This is a genomic window from Teichococcus aerophilus (assembly GCF_014490485.1).
GTDB classification, from domain to species: Bacteria; Pseudomonadota; Alphaproteobacteria; order Acetobacterales; family Acetobacteraceae; genus Pseudoroseomonas; species Pseudoroseomonas aerophila.
Window position 1 is genome coordinate 93,899 of record NZ_JACTVA010000009.1, and the last position, 24,235, is coordinate 118,133.

19 protein-coding genes are annotated in these 24,235 nt (G+C 69.5%); 7 read left to right on the plus strand and 12 right to left on the minus strand.

Annotated features, from left to right (window positions below; all coding sequences use genetic code 11):
* Positions 1-84: 84 nt before the first annotated feature.
* Both recQ and IBL26_RS07610 read right to left on the minus strand, forming a co-directional pair.
* Positions 85-1,890: a DNA helicase RecQ gene (gene recQ / locus IBL26_RS07605; protein WP_187783874.1), complete on the minus strand. Its 1,806-nt coding sequence runs from the start codon at positions 1,888-1,890 to the stop codon at positions 85-87.
* 11 nt (positions 1,891-1,901) lie between these two features.
* Positions 1,902-2,312 carry an OmpA family protein gene (locus tag IBL26_RS07610; RefSeq protein WP_187783875.1) on the minus strand — a complete coding sequence of 137 codons (411 nt, stop codon included), beginning with the start codon at positions 2,310-2,312 and terminating at the stop codon, positions 1,902-1,904.
* A 646-nt stretch (positions 2,313-2,958) separates the two neighbouring features.
* Here IBL26_RS07610 and IBL26_RS07615 point away from each other — a divergent pair.
* A complete protein-coding gene (locus IBL26_RS07615; protein ID WP_187783876.1) occupies positions 2,959-3,363 on the plus strand; it encodes a MarR family transcriptional regulator in 405 nt (134 codons plus the stop codon).
* Positions 3,364-3,515: 152 nt separating this feature from the next.
* Here the strand turns inward: IBL26_RS07615 and cydX are convergent, their stop codons facing one another.
* The 6 genes from cydX to IBL26_RS07645 form a co-directional block, all read right to left on the minus strand.
* Positions 3,516-3,626, minus strand: a complete 111-nt coding sequence (cydX, locus tag IBL26_RS07620; RefSeq protein ID WP_007436473.1) for a cytochrome bd-I oxidase subunit CydX — start codon at positions 3,624-3,626, stop codon at positions 3,516-3,518.
* 17 nt (positions 3,627-3,643) lie between these two features.
* Positions 3,644-4,798 (minus strand): cytochrome d ubiquinol oxidase subunit II, encoded by a 1,155-nt coding sequence (gene cydB, locus IBL26_RS07625; protein WP_187783877.1) that lies wholly within the window; start codon positions 4,796-4,798, stop codon positions 3,644-3,646.
* Between the two features lie 6 nt (positions 4,799-4,804).
* Positions 4,805-6,409, minus strand: a complete 1,605-nt coding sequence (locus tag IBL26_RS07630) for a cytochrome ubiquinol oxidase subunit I (RefSeq protein WP_187783878.1) — start codon at positions 6,407-6,409, stop codon at positions 4,805-4,807.
* A gap of 74 nt (positions 6,410-6,483) precedes the next feature.
* Entirely contained in the window at positions 6,484-8,175 is a 1,692-nt protein-coding gene (gene cydC / locus IBL26_RS07635; protein ID WP_187783879.1) for a thiol reductant ABC exporter subunit CydC, read from the minus strand.
* Positions 8,172-9,839, minus strand: a complete 1,668-nt coding sequence (gene cydD, locus IBL26_RS07640; protein WP_187783880.1) for a thiol reductant ABC exporter subunit CydD — start codon at positions 9,837-9,839, stop codon at positions 8,172-8,174. The genes cydC and cydD overlap by 4 nt, the downstream gene beginning before the upstream one ends.
* A gap of 14 nt (positions 9,840-9,853) precedes the next feature.
* The gene (locus IBL26_RS07645; RefSeq protein ID WP_187783881.1) at positions 9,854-10,450 is read right to left on the minus strand and encodes a GbsR/MarR family transcriptional regulator; all 597 of its coding nucleotides are present in this window, start codon (positions 10,448-10,450) and stop codon (positions 9,854-9,856) included.
* A 190-nt stretch (positions 10,451-10,640) separates the two neighbouring features.
* Here IBL26_RS07645 and IBL26_RS07650 point away from each other — a divergent pair, with 190 nt between their 5' ends.
* From IBL26_RS07650 to IBL26_RS07660, 3 genes are read left to right on the plus strand one after another with little or no spacing between them, the layout of a single operon-like run.
* Positions 10,641-12,986 (plus strand): xanthine dehydrogenase family protein molybdopterin-binding subunit, encoded by a 2,346-nt coding sequence (locus IBL26_RS07650; RefSeq protein ID WP_187783882.1) that lies wholly within the window; start codon positions 10,641-10,643, stop codon positions 12,984-12,986.
* A gap of 13 nt (positions 12,987-12,999) precedes the next feature.
* Positions 13,000-13,464 carry a GlcG/HbpS family heme-binding protein gene (locus IBL26_RS07655; RefSeq protein ID WP_187783883.1) on the plus strand — a complete coding sequence of 155 codons (465 nt, stop codon included), beginning with the start codon at positions 13,000-13,002 and terminating at the stop codon, positions 13,462-13,464.
* A gap of 54 nt (positions 13,465-13,518) precedes the next feature.
* Positions 13,519-14,097 carry a YqaA family protein gene (locus tag IBL26_RS07660; RefSeq protein ID WP_187783884.1) on the plus strand — a complete coding sequence of 193 codons (579 nt, stop codon included), beginning with the start codon at positions 13,519-13,521 and terminating at the stop codon, positions 14,095-14,097.
* A gap of 36 nt (positions 14,098-14,133) precedes the next feature.
* On the opposite strand, the gene IBL26_RS07665 is transcribed toward IBL26_RS07660, so the two are convergent.
* The 3 genes from IBL26_RS07665 to IBL26_RS07675 form a co-directional block, all read right to left on the minus strand.
* The gene (locus IBL26_RS07665) at positions 14,134-14,715 is read right to left on the minus strand and encodes an AAA family ATPase (protein WP_187783885.1); all 582 of its coding nucleotides are present in this window, start codon (positions 14,713-14,715) and stop codon (positions 14,134-14,136) included.
* Complete coding sequence (locus IBL26_RS07670; protein WP_187783886.1) at positions 14,712-15,179, minus strand: peroxiredoxin; 468 nt, start codon at positions 15,177-15,179, stop codon at positions 14,712-14,714. Before IBL26_RS07670 ends, IBL26_RS07665 begins: the two co-directional genes overlap by 4 nt.
* 68 nt (positions 15,180-15,247) lie before the next feature.
* Positions 15,248-18,232, minus strand: a complete 2,985-nt coding sequence (locus tag IBL26_RS07675; protein WP_187783887.1) for a bifunctional [glutamine synthetase] adenylyltransferase/[glutamine synthetase]-adenylyl-L-tyrosine phosphorylase — start codon at positions 18,230-18,232, stop codon at positions 15,248-15,250.
* 26 nt (positions 18,233-18,258) lie between these two features.
* Between IBL26_RS07675 and IBL26_RS07680 the strand changes: the two genes are divergently transcribed.
* Entirely contained in the window at positions 18,259-21,459 is a 3,201-nt protein-coding gene (locus IBL26_RS07680; protein ID WP_367615392.1) for a YhdP family protein, read from the plus strand.
* Between the two features lie 39 nt (positions 21,460-21,498).
* Positions 21,499-21,744, plus strand: a complete 246-nt coding sequence (locus IBL26_RS07685) for a hypothetical protein (protein WP_187783888.1) — start codon at positions 21,499-21,501, stop codon at positions 21,742-21,744.
* A gap of 66 nt (positions 21,745-21,810) precedes the next feature.
* Here IBL26_RS07685 and tyrS read toward each other — a convergent pair whose 3' ends face one another.
* The gene (gene tyrS, locus IBL26_RS07690) at positions 21,811-23,037 is read right to left on the minus strand and encodes a tyrosine--tRNA ligase (RefSeq protein ID WP_187783889.1); all 1,227 of its coding nucleotides are present in this window, start codon (positions 23,035-23,037) and stop codon (positions 21,811-21,813) included.
* 72 nt (positions 23,038-23,109) lie between these two features.
* On the opposite strand from tyrS, the gene IBL26_RS07695 reads away from it, so the two are divergent.
* Entirely contained in the window at positions 23,110-24,216 is a 1,107-nt protein-coding gene (locus IBL26_RS07695) for an anhydro-N-acetylmuramic acid kinase (protein ID WP_187783916.1), read from the plus strand.
* The last annotated feature ends 19 nt before the right edge of the window (positions 24,217-24,235 follow it).

The window sequence follows — 24,235 nt, forward strand, 5'->3', positions numbered from 1 at the left end:
CTGTCTGTTGAGAATGCCCGCAGCAGGGCCATTCAGCTGGCGTTGAGAATCACGCCGCGCGGCCAAGTCCGCGGTGAACGCGCTTCAGGCGAATTCCCGCAGCACCCGCAGTACGTCCTGCCCGTAGCGCTCCAGCTTGGTGTTGCCGACGCCGGGGATGGTGGAGAGGCTTTCCAGCGTCTCCGGCTGCTCGGTGGCGATCTCGGCCAGGGTGCGGTCCTGAAAGATGACATAAGCCGGCACGCCCTGGGCCAGCGCCGTCCGCTTGCGCCACTCACGCAACGCGGCGAAGCGGGGGTCGGAGGGTGCCTCGATATTGCCGCGGGTGCGCAGGCTGCCCCTGGCGGGCACTGTCACCAATTCCTCCCGCAGCATCACCGATTGCTCGCCCTTCAGGATGGGGCGGGCGGCGTCGGTCGGCACCAGTTCGCCGTGGTTCTCCACCGCCACGTCCAACGCGCCCTGCGCCACCAGCTGGCGGGCCACGCCGCGCCAGGCGGCTTCCGGCAGGTCGCGCCCCACGCCGAAGGTGGGCAGCTGGTCGTGGCCGAACTGGGCGACCTTCTCCGTGGTCTTGCCCTGCAGCACGTCCACCACATGGCCAAGCCCGAACCGCCGCCCGGTGCGCAGCACGGCGGACAGCAGCTTCTGCGCCGCCACAGTGCCGTCGAACAGCTTGGGCGGCGTCAGGCAGATATCGCAGGCGCCGCAGGGCTCTGGCGCTTCCTCGCCGAAGCAGCGCAGCAGGATTTGGCGCCGGCAGGTGGAGGCCTCGGCGATGCCGACCATCGCCTCCAGGCGCTGCCGTTCCACCCGCTTCTGCTCGTCCGACGCGCCGCTTTCCTGGATGCGGTGGCGCGCCAGGGCGATGTCGCCAGCGCCATACAACAGCAGAGCCTGGGCCGGCAGGCCGTCGCGCCCGGCGCGGCCGATTTCCTGGTACCAGCTCTCCGGGCTCTTCGGCAGATCGGTATGGGCGACGAAGCGCACATCCGGCCGGTCGATACCCATGCCGAAGGCGATGGTCGCCGCCATCACCACGGGGTCGCCGCCAGCGAAGCGCTTATGGGCTTCGCGCTTGGCCAGCGGGTCCATGCCGGCGTGGAACACCAGCCCGTCCAGGCCGTCCTGCCGCAGCCAGTCGGCGGTCTGCTCCGCCTTGCGGCGCGTGCCACAATAGATCAGCCCGGCACCGGTACCGTCCGCCGCGCCCTTGATGAAGCGGCGCAGCTGGGCGCGCTCCTGCTCGCGCGGCTGGGCGCTGATCATGATGTTCGGCCGGTCGAAGCTGGAGCGGAAGACCGGGCAATCCTCCAGCCCCAGCTGGCGCTGGATGTCCTGCACCGTGCGCGGGTCCGCCGTCGCGGTCAGCGCTAGGCGCGGCACGCGGGGGAAGCGCTGGGCCAGGATGGGCAGCGCGCGGTATTCCGGCCGGAAGTGGTGGCCCCACTGGCTGACGCAATGTGCTTCGTCGATCGCGAAGAGGGCGATCTCCATCTCATCCAGCCGGGCGAGGGTGCCCTCCGCCGTCAGCCGTTCCGGCGAGACATAGAGCAGCTTGAGCGTACCGTTGTTCAGGTCCCGCCACACAGCGCGGGCCTCGTCCGGCGGCAATTCGGAATGCAGGGCGGCGGCCGGGACGTCCTGCTGGCGCAGGGCAGCCACCTGATCTTCCATCAGCGCGATCAGCGGGGAGACCACGACGCCGAGGCCGGGCCGGCACAGGGCCGGGATCTGGAAGCAGAGGCTTTTGCCGCCGCCGGTCGGCATCAGGATCAGACCTGAGCCGCCGCCGACTGCATGCTGAACCACCGTTTCCTGCTCACCCCTGAAGCCTGTATGGCCAAAGACTCGGTGCAGGATTTCCAGTGGGTCGCCGTATCCGTTCATACGGCCGGGTATTAGCGCGGAGGAGAGCCGCCGCCCACGCGAATTTCCACACGGCGGCTTTCCAGCGGCATCATCTCGAACGGCACGGCGCCGCGCGGGGAGACGACGATGCGCTGCTGGTCGACGCCATCCTGCCGCAACTGCTCGGCCACCGCCTGGGCGCGGGCATCGGAGAGGGCGCGGTTATAGGCGCGGCCGCCATCCGGGTCGGCGAAGCCCAGCACCACCACCGGCGCGGTCGGGTTCTCCTTGGCCAGGGTGGCCGCGTTGGTCACGACGCCGCGCGCGGACTCGTCCAGGGCGGAGCTGTCCTCGGTGAAGAAGACGACGCGGGTGGGTTCATCGGCCAGATTCCCAGGCAGAAGGCCGCAGCCCGCGAGCAGGGGCAGCGCGACGATGGTCGAAACAAGCAGGCGGCGCATGTGCGCACTCCGGTCGATGATGGAACGAAAGCAATGCGCTGAGCGCGGGTCGGCGTCAACTTGGCACTGCGGCTGGGAGGTGGCAGGAGGCGCCGGGCAACGATCCGCGGGCGAAGCGTTCTTCAATATTGAGTGTTACGCCCGTGTAAGGCCACATTCGGGCCCGAAAGGGGTGGAAACCCCGCCGATTCGCCCAATATAAACAATGTGATAAATTGGTCGAAATGATAGAGAAACGGCCTTGTTAGCGGCGTTACAAACTGGGATATTTTGTAATAGTTACGATTTGTCGCTGGACTTTGCCACTGCGAGTTCCGCAATACCGCATCTGCGAAGGCGGATGCGCCAGCCGGGTAAAGCCCGATTTATCGGGGCCGATGTTAAGACCTTATAACATCTTTTTGCCTTACCCGGTTGATAATGTGGGCTATGCTTGCAAGTGCATTCCGCGTAGTTTTCGATCGTTCCGCGTAAATGTGGGTGCGCCCACAGGCCCTTCGTTCAGGCTTCGGAATGTGTCGGAACTGTGATTTGGATGTCGTGTATAGAAAGCCTTTCTTTTCAATGAGATTGGCTGGTTTCGGAAATATTCATTTCCCCGCAGGCAGTATGCGGCTGGGTTATGATTTGCTGAGGAATTTCTTCAATGGCCGTTCAACATGCCCCGGACCAGCTGGTCGGCATCCTGCGGGACACTGTGGTCGCCTTGGTGCGTCGGGATGGACATGATCTCTCGGCCCGTCAGCTCGGTGTGTTCCTGACTGTCTATCTGAGCGAGGGGCCGCACACGGTGCGGGGGCTTGCCGCCGCCCTGAACGTCTCCAAGCCCGCCATTACCCGTGCGCTGGACCGGCTCGGCGAGCTCGACCTGGCCCGCCGCAAGACCGATCCGCAGGACCGCCGCTCCGTGCTGGTGCAGCGGACCGTGAAGGGCTCCGCCTTCCTGCGTGACATTCGTGGCGTGATGGTGGAAGCGGACGCGACCGCCCGCACCGCCGTGGCGCCCGCGCTGCCCGCCAATACCGAGAGCGCCGCCCGCCGCGCTGGCTGACACCGGCCACGGACAAGCTCTGAAGGCGGCGCCTTTCGGGGCCGCCAGAACATTGAAAAGCGGCCCGGGATGTCCGGGCCGCTTTTTTGATGGGCGGATGAAGCAGCCTCCACGCGCCGGCGGTGGGCCAGCAGCGTGGCGCGGGCCTGGGCTCATTCCTCCGGCTTCAGCTCGCCTTCTTCCATCAGCTCGAACCACATCGCGTTCAGCACGGCGAAGGCACAGGCCAGGGGCAGGCCCAGCATCCAGGCGAAATACCACATGTTCCGGTTCCTTTCGGTCAGTACGCGCTGTCGGTGGTGCGGCGGATCTCTTCCTCGGTCACCTTCCCCCACAGCACCCGGTACACCCAGCTGGTATAGGCCAGGATGATCGGCAGGAAGATCGCGGTAGAGACCAGCATGATGAACAGGGTGAGGTGGGAGGAGGAGCTGTCCCACACCGTCAGGCTGGCGTCCGGCGCGTGGGACGATGGCAGCAGGAAGGGAAACATCGAGACGCCGACCGTCGAGATGACGCCGAAGATCGACAGCTTGCTCAGCAGCAGCGTGCCGACCTCGCTGCGGGCCCGCATGCCCAGCCAGGCGCCGGCCGCGCCGATGAAGCCGGCGGCGGGCGCGATCAGCATCCACGGATAGGTGCGGTAGTTGGTCATCCAGGCACCGGGCTCCCGCACCACGCTCTTCAGCAGGGGGTTGGAAGGGCCGTCGGTGACGATCGGGCTGGTGATGCGGTAGCCATCCAGCAGCAGCCAGACCACCAGGCCGCCCAGCGCGAACAGCACCATCACCGCCAGCGCCGCCATGCTGCCGTAGCGGCGGCTGCGCTCGGCGATCGGGCCATCGGTCTTCAGCGTCAGCCAGGCCCCGCCATGCATGACGACCATGCTGACGGCCAGCACGCCGCACAGCAGCGGGAAGGGCCCGAGCAGGCCGAGGAAGGAGCCGGCGTAGCGCGGCACCATCTCCGTCGTGAAGTAGAAGGGCGCGCCCACCAGCGCATTGCCCACTGCCACGCCGAAGATCAGCGATGGCACGAAGCCGGCGACGAACAGCGCCGCGTCCCACCGCGCGCGCCAGGCCGCTTCCGGCCGCTTGCTGCGGTACTTCATGCCGACGGGGCGCAGGATCAGCGCCGCCAGCACCAGAAACATCGCCAGGTAGAAGCCGGAGAAGGACACCGCGTAGAGCGGCGGCCAGGCGGCGAAGATGGCGCCGCCGCCCAGGATCAACCAGACCTGGTTGCCTTCCCACACCGGACCGATGGCGTTCAGCGCGATCCGCCGCTCCATATCCGTGCGGGCGACGAAGGGCGAGAGCACGCCGACGCCGAGGTCGAACCCATCGGTCATGGCGAAGCCAATCAGCAGCACGCCGATCAGCGCCCACCAGATGATGCGGAGGGTCGGGTAGTCGATCAGTTCATGAAGGATCATGACGGCTTACTCCGCCGGAACCGGCTTGGCGCCGTGCATGCCAGGGCTCGGCAGGCTGGCATTGGGCTTGGGGTGCGCGTTATCGAATGCAGGGCCTTTGCGGATGGCCTTCAGCATCAGCTTGACCTCGATGATCGCCAGCGTCGTGTAGATCACGACGAAGCCGCAGATGGTGAACAACACGTCCCAGATGCCGAGATGGGAGACCGCGGCAGCGGTCGGCAGCACACCCTCGATAATCCAGGGCTGCCGGCCGAACTCGGCGACGAACCAGCCGCTCTCGATGGCGACCCATGGCAACGGAATGGAGAACACCGCCACCCACAGCAGCCAGCGGTACCGGTCCAGCCGGCGGCGGGAGGCGAGGTAGAAGAACGTCACCATCATGACGATGAAGAAGACGCCGAGGCCCACCATGATGCGGAAGGTCCAGAACAGCGGCGCAACCTGCGGCACCGTGTCCCACGCCGCCTGGTCGATCTGCGCGTCAGTCGCCTGGCGCGGGTCGTCCACGTAGCGGCGCAGCAGGTAGGCGTAGCCGAGCTGCCGGCCATTCGCCTCGAAGTTCTCCTGCGCAGCGGCGGGGATCGGTTCGCCGCTGCCGCCGGCGGCGCGGATGCCCTGCAGCGCGTCGTAGGCGACGATGCCCTGGCGGATGCGTAGCTTGGCCAGGTCCACCAGGTCCCGGATGCCCGGCACCTCGGTGTTGAGGGAGCGGGTGGAGACCAGCCCGGTCAGCCAGGGGATATGGATGGCGAAATGGGTCTCCCGCGCCGCCTGGTCGGGGAAGCCGAAGGCGGTGAAGGCGGCGGGGGCGGGCTCCGTCTCCCACATGCTCTCGATGGCGGCGAGCTTCATCTTCTGGTGCTCGGTCGCCAGGTAGCCGCTCTCATCCCCCAGCACGACGACGGAGAGGGAGGCCGCGAGGCCGAAGGACGCCGCGACGGTCATCGACCGCTTGGCCAGCGCGATGTGCCGCCCCTTCAGCATGTACCAGGCAGAGACGCCCAGCACGAAGAAGGACGCCGCGACATAGCCGGCGGAGACGGTGTGGACGAACTTGGCCTGCGCCACCGGGTTGAACACGACTTCGAAGAAGTCGACCATCTCCATCCGCATCGTCTGCGGGTTGAAAGCGGCACCCACCGGGTTCTGCATCCAGCCATTGGCGATGAGAATCCACAGCGCCGAGAAATTGGAGCCGATGGCGACCGCCCATGTCGCCGCCAGGTGCCCCAGCTTGGACAGCTTGTCCCAGCCAAAGAAGAACAGGCCGACGAAGGTGGCTTCCAGGAAGAAGGCCATCAGGCCTTCCACCGCCAGCGGGGCGCCGAAGATGTCACCCACATAGTGGCTGTAGTAGCTCCAGTTCATGCCGAACTGGAATTCCATGGTCAGCCCGGTGGCGACGCCGAGCACGAAGTTGATGCCGAACAGCACGCCCCAGAACTGCGTCATCTGCCGCCAGATGGCACGGCCGGTGGTGACGTAGACGGTTTCCATGATCGCCAGGAGCATCGAGAGCCCCAGCGTCAATGGCACGAATAGAAAGTGGTAGAGCGCTGTCATCGCGAACTGGAATCGCGAGAGTGAGACGACGTCGAGTTCCATCCGATTTACGCCGTCTCCGGCGTCCTTTCGGTTGCGGTGCCATCCGGGACAGGGCGGCACCTTGGGGCGTACGATCAGTCCGGTCGCAGAATGTCCAACAGGCCGGCATGTGTGGGGTCACCTTGTCGTGCTTCAGCTTGCACCCGGCCGTCCCGCAGCAGCACGACGCGGTCCGCCAGGACCGCCTCCCGCCGCAGATGCGTGACGATCAGGGTGGCGTGGCCGGACAGGCGTGGGTGAAGGCTTCGCAGCAGGTCCTGGGCGGTAGCGCGGTCCAGGCCCTCGGTCGGTTCGTCCAGCAGCCAGAGTGGTGCCGGGCGCAGCAGCGCGCGCGCCAGGGCCAGCCGCCGCGTCTGGCCGGAGGAGAGGCCGAAGCCGCCTTCGCCCAGGCGCGTATCCAGCCCCTCCGGCATCGCCGCGAGCACCGGGGTGAAGCCGGCGGCGTCCAGGGCGGCGAGAAGGGCGGCATCCTCCGCCTCCGGTGCCGCCAGCAGCAGGTTGTCGCGCAGGCTGTCCTGGAACAGCGCCGGATGCTGGCTCATCCAGACGGTGCGGGGGCGGCCGTCGGGCAGGGCGATGCTGCCCTCGGCCGGTTCGGCTTCGCCCGCGATCAACGCCAGGATGCTGGACTTGCCGGCCCCGCTCTCGCCTACCAGGGCGACGCATTCGCCCTCGGCGATCTGCAGGTCCAGCCCGTTCAGCACCGGGGCGCCGGCGCCGGGGTAGTGCAGGCTCACTCCTGCCATCCGCAGCGCCACGCCCTGTGGCGCGGTCGCACGTGGCGGCGTGGCGTCGGGGGCACGCAGCCTCGGCCCCAGGCGGCGGGCGGCCAGCCAGGCCCGGCCCAGTTCCAGCGCTCCGCGCCGCAGTGGCGTGAAGGCTTCCAGCCCGGCCAGCGCCGCCAGCAGTGCCAGCGCGGCGATGGGGGCCGAGATCGCCCGTTGCTCCACCAGCGTGGCCGAGACCAGCAGCGTCACCACCAGCGCGGCCTGCCCGGCCATGAACAGCAGGGCGCCGCTCCGGGCATCCAGCCGGTTCAGCGCATCCTCCGCCTGCGCCAGCCTGGTATCGGCGGCCAGGACGGCGTCGGCCTGGGCGGCGGCGCGGCCGGCCATCACCCATTCGGTCTGGCCCTGGGCGAGGTCCACAGCGCGGGCCCGCAACGCTTCCAGCGCCAGGGCGCGGCGGCGGTTGGGCCGTAGCGCGGCGCGCGCGACCCACCAGGGCAGCAGTCCGCCGGCCGGCACCAGCAGCAGCATCACCGGCCAGGCCAGGGACGGATGCGCCAGCCACAGCCCCAGGGAAAGCAGCAGGGCCACCGCGAGCGCGGCACCGATCGGCGCCAGGACGCGCAGATACAGGCTGTCCAGCGCATCGACCTCGGCGGTCAGGCGGAACAGCAGGCGAGCGGGGCGCAGGCGCAGCGCCCCGGCGGCGTTGGGGGTGGCGTAGCCACGGAACAGCCGCTCCCGCAGCCGGGCCAGCATGCGGAGCGTGGCGTCGTGCGTCACCAGCCGTTCGCCGTAGCGCGCACCGGTGCGCACCAGGGCGAGCAGTCGGATGCCGGCGCCGGGGGCGAAGATGTCGAAGGTGGCGGCCGCACCCGCCATGGCCGCGGCAGCGGTCGCGGTGATGAACCAGCCGGACAGGCCCAGCAGCGCCACGCCGGCCAGCAACGTGGCCGCCATCAGCGCGGCCCCGCCCAGCAGGGCGCGGCGGCGTTCCTGCCAGAACAGGCGCAGCAGGGGAGAGAGGTCCCGCATCATAGCCGCACCACCCGGTCCATCCGGGCCGCAAGCGCCGGGTCATGCGTCGTCACCAGCAGGGTGCGGCCTTTCGCCAGCCGCAGCAGGCCTTCGGCGACGGCGGCGGCGCTTTGCCGGTCCAGATGCGCGGTCGGCTCGTCGGCCAGGATCAGGCCGGCGGCGTCGTTCAGCGCGGCGCGGGCGAGGGCGATGCGGCGTGCCTCGCCACCGGAAAGGCCAAGCCCGCCTTCGCCGATGCCGCCCTTCAGCCCACCCGGGCGGCGGGCGACGACATCCCCGGCCGAGGCTAAGTCCAGCGCCGCCAGCAATTCCGCCTGGCCGAACCTGCGGCCGAGCAACAGGTTGGCATGGAAGGAACCGGCGAACAGATGCGGCCGGGCACCCAGCCACGCCATGCGGGCACGGGCGGCGGCGGCGCTGCTTTCGTCCAGCGGAATGCCGTCCAACCGAACGGCGCCTTCATGCGGCACCAGCAGCCCGGCCACCAGGGCAAGCAGGGTGGACTTGCCGGCCCCGCTGGGGCCCAGCAGCGCCACATGCTCGCCCGGTGCGACGTCCAGGCTGAAGCCGGCTACCACGTCCCGCGCCTCACCAGGGTAGCGGAAGCCGATGCCGGCCAGCGCCAGCCGCATCGGGATGGGGGAGGCGGCGGCATCCGGCGCGGCTTCGCCCAGCAGGATCGGGGCGGCGGGGGGTTCCAGCAGCCTGGCCAGGCCAGCCAGCGCGGCCTCGCCGGCGGCACGGTCATGATAGGCGGCAGCGAAGTCGCGCAGCGGCTGGAAGAATTCCGGCGCCAGCAGCAGCATGAACAGCCCGGATGCCAGGGTCAGGTTGCTGCCCCAGGCGCCGAACGGCAGCTGCCCCAGCAGGTGCAGGCCGATGAAGGTGGCGACCATCGCCACGCCCAGCGCTGCGAACAATTCCAGCACCGCGGAGGAGAGGAAGGCGATCCGCAGCACCGCCATGGTCTGCCGCCGCAGCCGCTCGGCCGAGGCGCGCAATTGCCGGGCGGTGGCATCGACGGCGCCGAAGGCGCGCAGCGTGTCCAGCCCGCGCAGCCGGTCCAGCAGGAAGCCGTTCATGCCTCCGAGCTCGGCCATCTGCCGGTCGCTCGCATCGCGGGCGCGCAGGCCGATCAGCGCCATGAAAATCGGGATCAGCGGTGCCGCGATCAGCAGCGCCAGCGCCGCCACCCAGCTTTGCGCCAGTACCACCAGCAGAATGACCGTCGGCACGATAGCCATGCGCAGCCGCGCCGGATGCCAGCGGGTCAGCCAGGGCAGCAGCGCGTCGGCCTGTTCCGCCAGCACGCTGGCGACCTGGCCGGATGCGGGGCGGGCACGGTCGAAGGGCGAGAAGCGGGGCAGGTTGTCCACCGCCGCGCGCCGCAGCTGGCTGACGATGGCCCGCGCCGCCAGGAAGCCGCGCCGGTTGGCTGCCGCATCCAGCCCCGCCCGCAGCAACGCCAGCACGAGAATGCCGATGGCGGGCAGCACGGCATCCGAACCGGGTGCGCCTGTGGCCATGCCATGCACGGTGCCAGCCAGCAGCGCCGCCTGGCCGATCCAGACCAGGCCGGAGGCCGCTTGCAGCAGCCCCGCCTGGCGGATGCGGGCCATCTCACGCGGGAAGCGCGTCTCCAGCTTCAAGGCGGCGGCGGACATGACGCATCAAATCCCTATTCGCCGCTGTCTTCGGTATTGGCGGCCTTGCGGCGCCGGCCCTTGCCGCCGGGCAGCAGGGTCAGCCGGTCCTTCATATCCAGCAGGCGGGTGATGCGGCTGCCCAGCTTCATGAGCTGCACCAGCCGCTCCGTCTCCAGCTTCTGCACGTCGTCGGCCCAGCCGGTCAGCAGTTCGATCAGGCCGTGCAACTCGCGCATCCGCTCCTGCGCATGGCGTTCCTCGGGGCTGTCGGGGGTTTCCATCAGTACGCTGCGCAGCAGGCTGAGCGTGGGGTCCACCTCCCGCTTGCGGCGCTCCTCGGCCAGGATGCGGACGATCTCCCAGACATCCTCAGGGGTGGAGAAATACTCCCGCCGGTCGCCCGGAATGTGCTGCAGCCGCACCAGCCGCCAGCTTTCCAGTTCCTTCAGCCCCATCGAGATATTGGAGCGGGAAAGGCCGAGCGCGCCGGTGATGTCCTCCGCGTTCAGGGGCCGGTTGCTGAGGAACAACAGGGCGTAGATCTGCCCCACGGTGCGGTTGACGCCCCACCGGCTGCCCATCTCACCGAAATGGAGGACGAAGGTGCGGGCGAGGGGCGGGATGTCCATGGGATACAGTTCGTTCAGTAATTACTGAAAACACAGTACGCCCTGATGCTGCCTGCCCGCAAGGGTCATACTTGGCCTTCGCAGTGCGAAAAGGCCGCATCGCAAAGCCGGGAGGGGGGTCGCCTCCGGCGCCATATGCTTCTACGCTTTGCCCAACCCCCTGTTCTCCCCCTGCCACGGAGAGGTCCCCATGCCGGATTCCCTGCCCCCCGACGCCAGCCGCCTGAAATTCGGCATTGGCCAGCCGGTGCCGCGCAACGAGGACCCGATCCTTCTGCAAGGCCGCGGCCGCTATACCGATGACCTGCAACTGCCCGGTCAGCTCTGGTGCGTCATGGTCCGCAGCCCCTACGGCCACGGCACGCTGAACGGCATCGACACCTCGGCGGCGCTGGAGGTGCCGGGCGTCGTCGGCGTCTATACCGGCGCGGACCTGGCCGAATACGGCACCCTGCATTGCATGATGCCGGCACCGGGCCTGACCGACATCCAGCGCCCCGTGCTGGCCATGGACAAGGTCCGCTTCGTCGGTGACCCGATCGCCTTCGTGGTGGCCGAGACGAAGGAAGCGGCCAAGGACGGCGCCGAGGCGGTGTACGCCGATATCGACACGCTGAATGCCGTGACCGAGGCCTCTGCCGCCGCCGCGCCCGGCGCGCCGCTGCTGTACGACCACATCCCCGGCAACCAGGTGCAGGATTTCCACTTCGGCGACGCCGCCAAGGTGGCCGAGGCCTTCGCTGGCGCCGCGCATGTCACGAAGCTGGACATCCGCAACAACCGCATCGTGGTCTGCGCGATGGAGCCGCGCAGCGCCATCGGCGAGTACGATGCGGCCAGCGAGCGGTACACGCTGCACGTCGGCAGCCAGGGCGTGTTCGGCATGCGGGCCGGCATCGCCAATGAGTTGCTGAAAGTGCCGGTGGAAAAGCTGCGCATCCTGACCGGCCATGTCGGTGGCAGCTTCGGCATGAAGGCCGGCGCCTACCCCGAGTATCTCTGCCTGCTGCACGCCGCCAAGGTGCTGGGCCGCCCGGTGAAATGGACGGATGAGCGCACGGGGAGCTTCCTCTCCGACTATCATGGCCGCGACCATGAGGTGACGGCGGAGCTGGCGCTGGACGCCGAAGGCAAGTTCCTGGCGGTGCGGCTGACCGCCATGGCCAATATGGGCGCCTATATCAGCAGCGTCGGGCCGCTGATGGGCACGTCCGGTTTCATGCGGAACGTGCAAAGCAATTACACGACGCCGCTGATCGAGATTGCCACGCGCAGCTTCGTCACCAACACGCCGCCGGTCACGGCCTATCGCGGCGCCGGTCGGCCGGAAGGCAACTACTTCATGGAGCGGCTGATCGAGGCCGCCGCGGTGGAGATGGGGGTGGACGCGGTGGAACTGCGCCGCCGCAACCACATCCGGCCCGAGCAATTCCCCTACGCCGCCGCTTCCGGCAACAAGTATGACGGCGGCGACTTCACCGCGCTGATGGAACAGGCGCTGGAAGCCGCCGACTGGAAGGGCTTCGCGGCCCGTAAGGCGGAGAGCAAGGCGCGCGGCAAGCTGCGCGGCCACGGCATCGGCAACTTCCTGGAATGCACCGCGCCGCCTTCCAAGGAGATGGGCGGGCTGCGGTTCAACGAGGATGGCAGCGTCACCATCGTCACCGGCACGCTGGATTACGGGCAGGGGCACTGGACGCCCTTCGCCCAGGTGCTGCACCAGACGCTGGGCGTGCCGTTCGAGAAGATCAAGCTGCTGCAAGGGGACTCGGACAAGCTGATCGCCGGTGGCGGCACCGGCGGCTCTAAGTCCCTGATGGCTTCGGGCAGTGCGATCATCGAGGCCTCGGCCAAGGTGGTGGACAAGGCGCGCATCGCCGCCGCCCACATGCTGGAAGCCGCCGAGGCCGATATCGAGTTCGAGCCGCATGCGGAGGGCGGTGCCCGCTTCAGCATCGCCGGCACCGACCGTGGCATCGGCTTGCTGCAACTGGCCGCCCAGCTGCGCCAGGCCAAGGACCTGCCGCCGGAAGTGCCCGACACGCTGGATGTGGACCACATCTTCGACCAAGCGCCGATGGCCTACCCGAATGGCTGCCACGTCGTGGAGCTGGAGGTGGACCCGGAGACGGGCGTCGTCCACATCGACCGCTACGTCACCGTCAACGACTTCGGCACCATCGTGAACCCGCTGATGGTGCAGGGCCAGGCGCATGGCGGCATCGCCCAGGGCATCGGCCAGGCGCTGATGGAGCGGACCAACTACAGCGAGGACGGCCAGTTCCTCTCCGGCTCCTATTCCGACTACGCCGTGCCGCGCGCCGTGGACGTGCCGAGCTTCGAGTTCATCAGCCACAGCGTGCCCGCCAAGACCAACGCGCTGGGCGTGAAGGGCTGCGGGGAGGCCGGTTGCGCCGGCTCGCTGCCCGCCGTGATGAACGCGCTGGTCGATGCCCTGAGCGAGTATGGCGTGACGCATATCGACATGCCGGCGACGCCCGAAGTCGTCTGGCGCGCCATCCAGCAGAACCGTTGAGGAACGACACAGCATGCCCAATCCGCCGATCGGCTTCGCCCCCGGCCTGAACCTTGCCACCGCCCAGCGCATCGTGGAGGTCGCGCTCGCCAAGGGGCGCGAGCTCGGCCTCGCGCCGCTGACCGTGGTGGTGCTGGACCAGGCGGCGCAGATGAAGGCCGCGGCGCGGGAAGACGGCGCCAGCCTGCTGCGGCCGGATATCGCCCACGGCAAGGCGTACGGCGCCATGGCCATGGGCTTCGGCGGGGCGGAGCTGGCCCGCCGCGCCGTGAAGATGCCCGCCTTCATGAACGCGTTGTCGGACCTGACGGGCGGCCGTGCCGTACCGGTGCAGGGTGGCGTGCTGGTGCGCGATGCCGCCGGCACGGTGCTGGGCGCCGTCGGCATCTCCGGCGACATGTCGGACAAGGACGAGATCTGCGCGGTGGCGGGCATCGAGGCGACGGGACTCGTGGCAGATACCGGCAATCCCGAGTAAATTGCGCGCAGTGTAATCCTGCCCTGACGGGGGCGGCCTGATGGATGCCCTCTGATGCTGTTCGCGCTCTACCAATGGATCCTGCGCCTGGCGGCCCACCGCCTGGCCGGGCTCTGGCTCGCCGTGGTCTCCTTCGCGGAGAGCAGCTTCTTCCCCATCCCGCCCGATGCCATGCTGGTGCCGATGTGCCTGGCGCGGCCGGAGCGGGCGTGGCGCTACGCCGCCATCTGCACCGCCTCCTCCGTGCTCGGTGGCATACTGGGCTACGCCATCGGTTACTATCTGTTCGAGGCGGTGGCCCAGCCCATCCTGGCCGCCTATGGCCATGCCGAGGCGCTGCAGAGCTTCCGTGGCTGGTTCGCCCGCTGGGGCGCGGCGGTCATCCTCATCAAGGGCCTGACGCCGATCCCGTTCAAGATCGTCACCATCGGTGCCGGCGCGGCTGCGTTCGACCCATGGATGTTCCTGCTGACCGCCGCCATTACCCGCGGCGCCCGCTTCTTCCTGCTGGCCGGGTTGCTGCGCCGCTACGGCGCGCCGATCCGCGACTTCATCGAGAAGCGGCTGACGCTGATCACCACCGTCGTGGCGGTGGCCATCATCGGTGGCTTCGTGGCGCTGCGCTTCGTGTGAGCGTTCGCGCTGCAAGATGACGCAGCCTGTCTGCTTCTACCGTTCATCAGATGTGGTGGACGGCGGCGCCGCATCGGTCAACGCCGCCAGCAGCCAGTCCGCCCGCTGCCGTACCGGCAGCTTCGGCAGGGTGCGAAGCCGGTAGCCGTGGCGTGGGAAGAAGGCGTGGAGACGTTCATACTCCGCCACCGCTTCCGCGAACCCGTGCGGCCGCTGCGGATCGGTCGCGTAGATCTCCGGCCAGGGCGGCGTCATGAACACCATGGGGTGGTAAAGGCCGGGCAGGGTCAGGCCGGGCACGCTGGGTTCGCCGGCATGGTGGAGCGCGGCGGCGGCATCCAGCACGCCACGGTCGAAGAACACCCAGCCGCGTTGGCTGGCGGCCACCTCGCGGTCCGCCAGCGCGACCTCGATGGCACGGCGGGCGAAGGCGGCCAGGTCGACCCAGGGCAGGGCGCCACCGCCCATCGCCAGTTCCCGGGCGACGATGCGCCGCCCGGGTTCTTGCACCACCGCATGGCCGCGTCGGCGCAGTTCTTCCAGCAAGGTCGACTTGCCGCCGCCGGAGCAGCCGGAGAGGACGACGAGCCCTGCTTCCGGCTGCGCCGCTCCGGTCACCCCAGCGCCTGCGCCGCCGCCATCACATCCTTCGCATGGCCCGGCACCTTCACCTTGCGCCAGATCTTTGCCACCTTGCCGTCCTTGTCGAGCAGGAAGGTCGCGCGGTCCATGCCCATGTACTTGCGTCCATACATGGATTTCTCGACCCAGGTGCCATAGGCCTCGGCGACCGTCTTTTCCGCGTCGGAGGCCAGCGGGAAGGTCAGGTTGTACTTCTCGGCGAACTTCTCGATCGGCTTCATCGGGTCGGGCGAGACGCCGATGACGTCGAGCCCCAGGCCGCCAAGCGCCGGCAGCGCCTCCTGGAAATCGCAGGCTTCCTTGGTGCAGCCGGAGGTATCGGCCTTCGGGTAGAAGTACAGCACGAAGGGCTTGCCCTTCATCGCCTCCAGCGAAACGCTGCGCCCGCCGCTGGCCGGCATGTCGAACGCCGGTGCCGGCGCGCCTTCCTCGATGCTCATCCTGTCGCTCCGCAAGGCGCGGTCGCTGGCGGTGGAATTACCGTGTGCGATGCCGCGCGGTTCTTCGATCAGCCCGGCGCCTGGGGTGTGCCGCCGCTGTCCGGCCGGCCGAGATGGCGTTCGAACAACCGGCGTACCAGGGCGGCCTTCTCCTGCATCTGTGCGTGGAAGTCGGGGAGGTCAACCGCCGGGCGGTCCAGCAACGGCCCGGTCACGCGCATCAGCGCGGCGCCGGTGGCGGCGGGCAGGGTGGCTTCCTTCCAACGGCCCACCGTCAGGCGCAGCAGGCCGATGGTGGTGCGCCACAGCCGGTCGGCGCCGATCAGCGCCTCCGCATCCTCCTTCGGCAGGATGCCGGCGCGCGCCAGGTTGGCCAGCGCCACATGGGTCGTCGGTGCCAGGATGGCCGGCTTGCGGCGGCAATGCACCAGTTGCAGCGCCTGGGCGATGAACTCCACCTCGATCAACCCGCCCGGCATCGCCTTCACGTCGAACGGCCCTTCCGCCGGCAGCTCCCGCAACATCCGCGCGCGCATGGAGAGCGCGTCGGTGACCGCGCCCGGACCCGCGTGCTCGATCAACGCGGTCTTCACCGCCGTGTTGATCCGCTTGCGCAGGCTGGCGGGGCCGGCGACGCAGCGGGCCCGGGTCAGCGCCATGCGTTCCCACGTCCAGGCATTCTCGGCGTGGTAGCGCTCGAAGGAGGAGAGGGAGGTGGCGACCGGACCCTTGTTGCCGGTCGGCCGCAGCCGCATGTCCACCTCGTACATCTTGCCCTCCGCGCCTGGGGAGGTGATGGCGCCGACCACCTGCTGCGCCAGCCGGCCGAAATAGGTGCTGACGGGCAGGGCGCGCGGACCACCATGGCTTTCCGCGGTGGCCTCGGGATGGTCATAGATCAGGATCAGGTCGAGGTCGGAACCGGGCAGCATCTCCCGCCCACCGAGCTTGCCCAGCGCCACCACCGCCAGCGCACCGCCCTTCACCTTGCCGAAGCGGGTGGCGAACTCGGCCTGCACATGCGGCAACAGGGCATGGATGGCGCCGTCCGCGAGGTCGGAACGCGCCTGCCCGGCGGTGTCGGCATCGACGATCCCTTCCAGCGCGGCGGCGTCGATCTCGAACTTCCCCTCGGTCACCATCCGGCGGGCGCCTTCCAGCGCTTCCTCGAAATGGCGGGATTCCTTGACCAGGGCGGGCAGGCAGGCGCTCGCTCCATCCAACGCATCACCAGCCAGCAACCCGTCCAGCGATGCGGGGTTGTGAGCGAGGTGATTCGCCAGGGCAGGAGCCGCACCCAGAATGCCGGCTACGCGTGCCAGCAGCGCCGGATTGCGTTGGAACAACGACAGTACCTGCACGCCCGCCTGCATGCGGGAGAGCACGACATCGAAGCGTGCGAAGGCGGCATCGGGCTCCCGCTGCCGGGCAAAGGCGGCCAGCACCAGCGGCATCAGCGCGCGTAGCAGCATCCGCGCGCGTTCGGACCGGGTGGCGCGGGTCTGCCCCTGGTACCAGCCGCGAATGACGCTGGCGATATGGGCAGGGTTGCCGAAGCCCATGGCGCCCAGCGCCGTCAGCGTCTCCGGATCGTCGCGCGGGCCCTCGAAGTTCAGCCGGCTTTCCGGTGCGTCTTCGCCACGTTCCTGTTGCGGGGGCATGCCGGCCTCGAAGAGTTGGGTGTAATGGCGCTCCACCCGCAACAGGTGCTGCAGCAGCACGGCGCTGAAGGCGGCCAGGTCCGGGAAGCCCATGAAGCTGGCGATTCGCGCCAGCCCGGCCTCGTCCTCCGGCAATTGCTGGGTCTGCCGATCGGCCACCATCTGCAGCCGGTGCTCGACATCGCGCAGGAACACATAGGCATCGGCCAGGTCGGCCGCCGCCCGCCGCTCGATCCGCCCGGCGGCGGCCAGGGCGGCCAGTGCGCCCAGCGTGGTCGGGTCCCGCAGGCCGGGGTCGCGCCCGGCCCAGATCAACTGCAGCACCTGCACGGTGAACTCGATCTCGCGGATGCCACCCCGGCCGAGCTTCACGTTATGGCCGGGCACCTGCACTTCGGCATTGGCGCCACGGGACGCACCGTGCGCGGCGTGGATCTGCCGCTTGATGGCGTGGATGTCCGCCATCATCGCGAAGTCCAGATGGCGGCGCCAGATGAAGGGGCGGATCTCGGCCAGGAAGGCGTCGCCGGCCGCGTGGTCGCCGCCCACCGGACGGGCCTTGATCATCGCCGCGCGTTCCCAGTTCTGCCCGGTCGACTCGTAATAGGTGATGGCGGTGTTGATGCTGACCGCCAGCGGCGTGGCCGCCGGGTCCGGCCGCAGGCGCAGGTCGGTGCGGAAGACGTAGCCGCCGGCCGTCCGTTCCTCCATCAACCGAACGAGGTCACGCGCGATCCGAACATACAGGGCGCCGGCGCGCTCGGTGTGGTAGGCTGCCGCCTCAGGGTCGTAGAGGACCATCAGGTCGATGTCGGAGGAGTAGTTGAGTTCGCGTGCCCCCAGCTTGCCCATGCCGAGAATGATGAGACCCGACCCCTTGGCGACCTGCCGCGGATCGCGCGCCCCGGCGCGCGGCAGCTTCAATTCACCACGCACGGCGGCTTCCCGCAGCAAGTGCGCGCAGGCGTAATCGATTGCCGTTTCCGCCAGTTCCGACAACGCACCCGTCACCCGGTCCAGCTTCCATTGCTGGGTGAGGTCCGCCGCGGCGATGATCAGCGCCGCCTGCCGCTTGGCCTGCCGCAGCAGCGCCGCGACCGCCGGGCGCGCCGCGTCCGGATCAGCGCGGCCCAGCGGGTCCAGCGCCAGGGCCAGCGCCGCATCCGCCCCACGTTCGGCGAAGCGCAGCAGGGTCGGGCTCTCCCGCTCCGCCAGGTCGGCCAGGTAGGGGCTGTGGCCGCCCAGCGCGCCGAGCAGCGCGGCGCCGCCGGCACTCTCCGCGAAGGCGCGTTCCGGCGCCCCCTTGGCGGCGAAGGCGTCCAGCGTTCGCGCGGCGGCCTCCGCATCGTAGGGGCGGGGCAACCGGGTCAGGTCGGGCATTGCATCGGGCATGGCCAGGGAGCCAATCCATGCCGGGCGTGAGCGGTCAAGCCCTTCGTATCGGCGGCCGTACTTGCGGGCTGGTGCTGCGGGCGGCGATGGCGCTGTTCCTGCTCGCCGGCCTCGGCGTCAGCGCCCTGGCCTGGCGGCTGGCGGAAGGCCCGCTGCACATCCCGGCGCTGACCCGGCTGGTCGAGGAAGCGCTGGACCGCAGCGGGCTGGAACGCACGGTGAAGGTGGCCGACATCGTCCTGGCCTGGGACGGCTTCCGCAAAGGCGGCGGCTCCCCGCTGGAAATCCGTGCCACCGGTGTCCGCGTGTTCGACGAGACCGGGGCGATGCGGCAGGAACTGCCGGAGATCGGCGTCTCCCTGGCTTTTACCCGCCTTTTGCGGGGCGAGATCGCGGTACGGGACGTGACCTTGCGCAACCCGCGCATCGTCATGGAGCGGTTGCAGGATGGCAGCGTCTCCCTCGCCATGGGGCGCATCGCCGACGCGCAGCCCACCGACAGCCAGGGCGGCGACGTGTTGCAGGAATTGCTGAGCGACGCCGAGGAAGCCGGGCCGCTGAGCGCCTTGCAGGATGTCGTCATCACCGGCGGCAACCTGATCGTGCTGGACCGCCAGCTGCAGCTGACCTGGGATCTGCGCGACGTCGGCATCCGGCTGAACCGGCAGGGGCGCAGCGAGGCCGCCGCCGAGGGCACCGCGTCCCTGCTGTTGCCGGACCATGGCAACATGGTCCCGGTGCGCCTGAGCGGCCGTGCCAACCTGTCCGGCAAGATGGAAGGCCATTTGATCCTGCCGATGCTGGAGCCGGCGCGGATCGCTCGCCTGATGCCGGCGCTGGCGCCGCTGGGCCTGGTGCAGGCCTCCGTCTCGCTCGACGTATCGGGCAAGTTCGACAGCAGCGCGCAGGAGCCGCCGTCGCTTCGGCTCGGCCTGCGGGCCGGGCCGGGGAATGTCAGCCTGCAACCCAACCGGCAGATGGCCTTCGCCGGCATCGCGCTGGACGCCAGCGGCACGCCACAGGATTTACGCCTGGATGCGCTGCGTATCACGCTGCCCACACCCGCCCGCGCCAGCCGTGGCGCGGCGCCCATCAACCCAGTGATCTCCGCCTCCGGCCAGGCAGCCCTGCGGGACGGGCGCTGGCGCGGCCAGGTGGATATCGGCCTCGACCGGCTGGAATCATCCGAGCTTCCTGCCTACTGGCCAGCAGAGGTCGCCCGGCACGCCCGCGCCTGGGCGCTGGAGAACCTGACCGCCGGCGTGTTCAGCGGCGGCCGCTTCACCCTGAAGGCGGAGTCGGCCGACGACCTCTCCGGCTTCCGGCTGACCGACCTGACCGGGACGCTGCGGGTGGAGCAGGCGACCATTCATTGGCTGCGGCCCATCCCGCCGCTGCAAGGCGTCGCGGCCACCGCCTCCTTCGGCCTGAAGGAGATCACCATCCGGGCCGATTCCGGCCAGCAATCCGGCACCGGCCTGACCTCGCCCGAAACCACCCTGCGCTTCTACGACCTGGATACCGATAGCGAGCAGATGGAGCTGACGGCGCGCCTGCGCGGCCCGGTGGCGGACGCGGTCTCCGTCATCCGCCACCCGCGTCTCAAGCTGTTCGAGAAGCGGCCGTTGGAGCTGACCAACCCCGGCGGGCAGTTGGAGGGCACGCTACGCCTCGCCCTGCCGCTGTTGCAGGACATTCCCAACGAGGCCATCCGCGTCAGCGCCCAGTTGAAACTGACCGGGCTGCGGCTGGACGACGTGGTGGCCGGGCAGCGGCTGGACCGCGGCACCGCCGACCTGACGGTGGATACCTCCCGCCTGCGGGCCGCCGGCAACGCCCAGCTCGGCGGCATCCCAACCCGGCTGGCGGTCGACCTGGATTTCCGCCCCGGCCCCGCCAGCCAGGTGGTGGAGCGTATCCAAGCCACCGCCCAGACCGAGATCAGCAACCTGCAGCGCTTCGGGCTGGACCTGGACGGGCTGGCCGCCGGCCCCGTCGCCGCCGACGTGACCATGGAGACCCGGCGCTCCGGCGAGGCGCGCGTCTCGATCAGGGGCGATCTGCGCGGGGCGGAAATGACGGTCACGCCCCTGGCCTGGCGCAAGCCCCCGGGCCAGCCGGCCACCGCCCGTGCCGAGTTGCGGGTGGCCGGCAACGCCTTGCGCGGCGTGGAGAATTTGCAGGTCGAGGCACCGGAGCTCAGCCTGCGTGGCAGCGGCACCTTCGCCGCCGGCAACCGGCTGGAGCGGCTGGAGATCGCCAGCGCCTCCATCGGCCGCACCCGGCTATCCGGCAACATCCGGCCGCCGCGCGGCACCGGCGGCGCCTGGCAGTTCCAGGTCAGCGGCCCGGTGCTGGACCTGGCCCCGGCGCTGGAGGCGCCGGACGCGCCGGAGCCCGCCGGCACCAGCCGCCCCTCCGCCGACCCGGACAGCGTGGTGGATGCGCGGTTCGACCGGGTGCTGCTGGGCGAACAGGGTACGCTGACCGCCGTGCGCGGCCAGATCCGCGCCGATGGCGGTGGCGTGCTGCGGGAGGCGCGCGTCACCGGCCGCGCCAACGGCACCGGACCCTTCGACATCGCCGTGGCACCGCGCGGCGCCGGGCGGGACCTGCGGCTGACCTCCGAGGATGCCGGCGCATTGCTCTCCGCCTTCGATGTGTTGAAGACCCTGCGCGGCGGCCGGCTTTCAGTGAACGCGCATTGGTCGACCAACAGCCGCACCTCGCCCCTGTCCGGCACGGCGGAGCTGCACGATTTCTCGGTGGTGAACGCGCCCGGCATTGGCAAGCTGTTGCAGGCGTTGACGGTGTACGGGGTGTTCGAGGCGGTGCAGGGGCCGGGGCTGACCTTCTCCAGCATGGTCGCGCCCTTCACGCTGACGCCGCAGCAGCTGGTGCTACGCGATGCGCGTGCCTTCTCCGCCTCGCTGGGGCTGACGGTTCAGGGGCAGCTCAACCGCCAGGCCAAGACGCTGGATCTGAACGGCACCATCGTGCCCGCCTACGCGCTGAACACGCTGCTGGGCCGCATTCCGCTGATCGGCAGGCTGTTCAGCCCGGAGCAGGGCGGTGGGTTGTTTGCTGCCACCTACCGGGTGAACGGCCCGCTTGATAACCCGAACGTCTCGGTAAACCCGCTCTCGATGCTGACGCCGGGCTTCCTGCGCAATCTGTTCGGCGGCAGCGGCGCACCGGAACCGCAGCCGGGGGAGGCGCCGCGTTAACGTGGTGCCCCTCCCGTTGATGCCGGCGAACTGAGGCCGATGAAGAAGGCCTGGAACGTCGTCGCGACGATCATCGAACTTCTGTTCGCAGGCCTCGGCTTCCACCCCGACCTGCCGAGATTTGGCGAGCGCCGGCCAAGCGGTCCGGCTATCGAGCTGGACCGGCCGCCGTTGGATCAAGTCGTCGTGGGAGAGCCACCGGTGCCGCAGGTCCGGCGCTTCAGAGTCGTCCCCACCGAAAGCAGGGGCGGCACCACCGATCAGGCTCCGCAACCACCCGGCTGAACGGCACGCGCATCAATGGAGGCGGACGGCCGGGGGGAAACACTCCACCCCCCCCGGCCGGTCGTGTCAGCCCTGGGGGCGCACTAGCACGTGGCGCTTCTTGCCGGCGGAGAGCTTGGCAGCGCCGTCGCGCAGCTCGGCCTCCGTCACTATCGCCGCTTCGTCGGTGATGGCCTCGTCATTCAGGCGCAGGCCGTTGCCGCGGATCAGGCGGCGGGCCTCGCCCTTGCTGGCGGCGAAACCGGCCTGCACCGCCAGGTCGATCACCGCGGCCGGCAGCGCGGCTTCGATGCTTGGCAGGGTGTCAGCGGCCTGGCCTTCCTCGAAGGCGCGGCGGGCGGTCTCGGCGGCTTCCTCGGCGGCGGCGCGGCCATGCAGCATCGCCGTCGCCTCGGTGGCCAGGATCTTCTTGGCCTCGTTGATCTCGGCGCCGCCGAGGGCGCCGAGGCGCTTCACCTCGTCCATCGGCATCTCGGTGAACAGCGCCAGGAAGCGGCCGACATCGGCATCCTCCGTGTTGCGCCAGAACTGCCAGTAGCCGTAGGGCGCCAGGCGGTCCGGGTTCAGCCACACCGCGCCGCCCGCCGTCTTGCCCATCTTGGTGCCGGATGCGGTGGTCAGCAGCGGCGTGGTCAGGCCGAACACCTCGGCGCTGTCGATGCGCCGGTTCAGTTCCACGCCCATGATGATATTGCCCCACTGGTCGGAGCCGCCCATCTGCAGGCCGACGCCGTGGCGGCGCTGCAATTCCAGGAAGTCGTAGGACTGCAGCAGCATGTAATTGAATTCGAGGAAGCTAAGCGGCTGCTCGCGGTCGAGCCGCAGGCGGACGCTGTCCATCGTCAGCATGCGGTTGACGCTGAAGTGGCGGCCGACATCCCGCAGGAACGGGATGTACATCAGCTTGTCCAGCCAGTCCGCGTTATCGACCATCACCGCGTCCGACCTGCCTTCCCCGAAATTCAGGAAGGAGGCGAAGGTCTTGCGGATGCCGGCCTTGTTGACGTCGATCTGCTCGTCCGTCAGCAGCGGGCGGGCGTCGTCGCGGAAGGATGGGTCGCCGATGCGGGTGGTGCCGCCGCCCAGCAGCGCCACCGGCTTGTGGCCGGTCTTCTGCAGCAGCCGCAGCATCATGATGGAGAGCAGGTGGCCGACATGCAGGCTGTCCGCCGTGCAGTCGAAGCCCACATAGGCCGGCAGAGGACCCTGCTTCATCCGGGCGGCCATCGCCGCTTCGTCCGTCACCTGGTGGATGTAGCCGCGCTCACGCGCGACGTGCAGGAACTCTTCCATCGCTGCCTAGACCCATTCTTTTCGCCGGTGGGACTTCCACCGGGCACGCGGCCCTAGCACAGTGTGGCCATGCTGCGAACCATTGGGCTGATGAGTGGAACCTCCCTGGACGGCGTCGATGCCGCCTGGGTCGAGACGGATGGAGAGAGGATCGGCCGGTTGGGCCCCAGCCTGACCCTGCCGTATGAGCCCGCCTTGCGGCGGGACCTGCGCCGTTTGCTGGACATGGCGGGCGACGTGCCGGCCGACGACCCCTTCCTGCTGGACTGCGAAGCACGAATTACCGAGCGGCACGCCGAGGCCGTGCTGAAGCTGGGATTGCAGGCCGACCTGATCGGCTTCCATGGCCAGACCATCCTGCACCGCCCGCGTGCCGGCCGGCCGGGCGAGGGGCGGACCTGGCAGATCGGCGATGCCACAGCGCTGGCGCGGCGCACCGGCATGGCCGTCGCGCATGATTTCCGCAGCGCGGATGTCGCGGCGGGCGGGCAGGGCGCGCCGCTGGTGCCGGTATTCCATGCCGTTCTGGCGGCCGACTTGCCGAAGCCGCTGGCCATCCTGAACCTCGGCGGCGTCGGCAACGTCACCTGGATCGGTGAGGATGGGCGGCTGGTGGCCTTCGATACCGGCCCCGCCAACGGCCCGCTGGATGACTGGGCCCGCCGCTCCACCGGCGAGGACTACGACCGCGATGGCCGGCTGGCGCTGTCCGGCCAGCCGGATGGTGCGGTGCTGGGCCGGCTGCTGGCCCACCCCTACCTGACGGCACCGCCGCCCAAATCGCTCGACCGGCTGGATTTCGACCGGGCGTTGCGGGAGGCAGGGGCGGGCGAACTGTCACCGGCCGATGGCGCGGCAACGCTGGCCACCTTCTGTGCCTGCGCCGTGGCGGCAGCGGAGCGGCATTTCCCGGTGCCGCCAAAGCAATGGCTGGTGGCTGGTGGCGGCCGGCGCAACCCGGCGCTGATGCGCGCCCTGGCGGGCGTGCTGCCGGAACTGGTGCGGCCGGTGGAAGTCGTGGGCTGGGATGGCGATGCGCTGGAGGCCCAGGCCTTCGGCGTGCTGGCCGCCCGCGTCTGGCAGGGCCTGCCGCTGACCTTCCCTGGCACGACCGGTGCGCCGCAGCCACTGAGGGGCGGCCAACTGACGGGCGCGAACGGCCCGCTGGTCCCGGCCTGAGGCCGACGGCGAAAGCGGG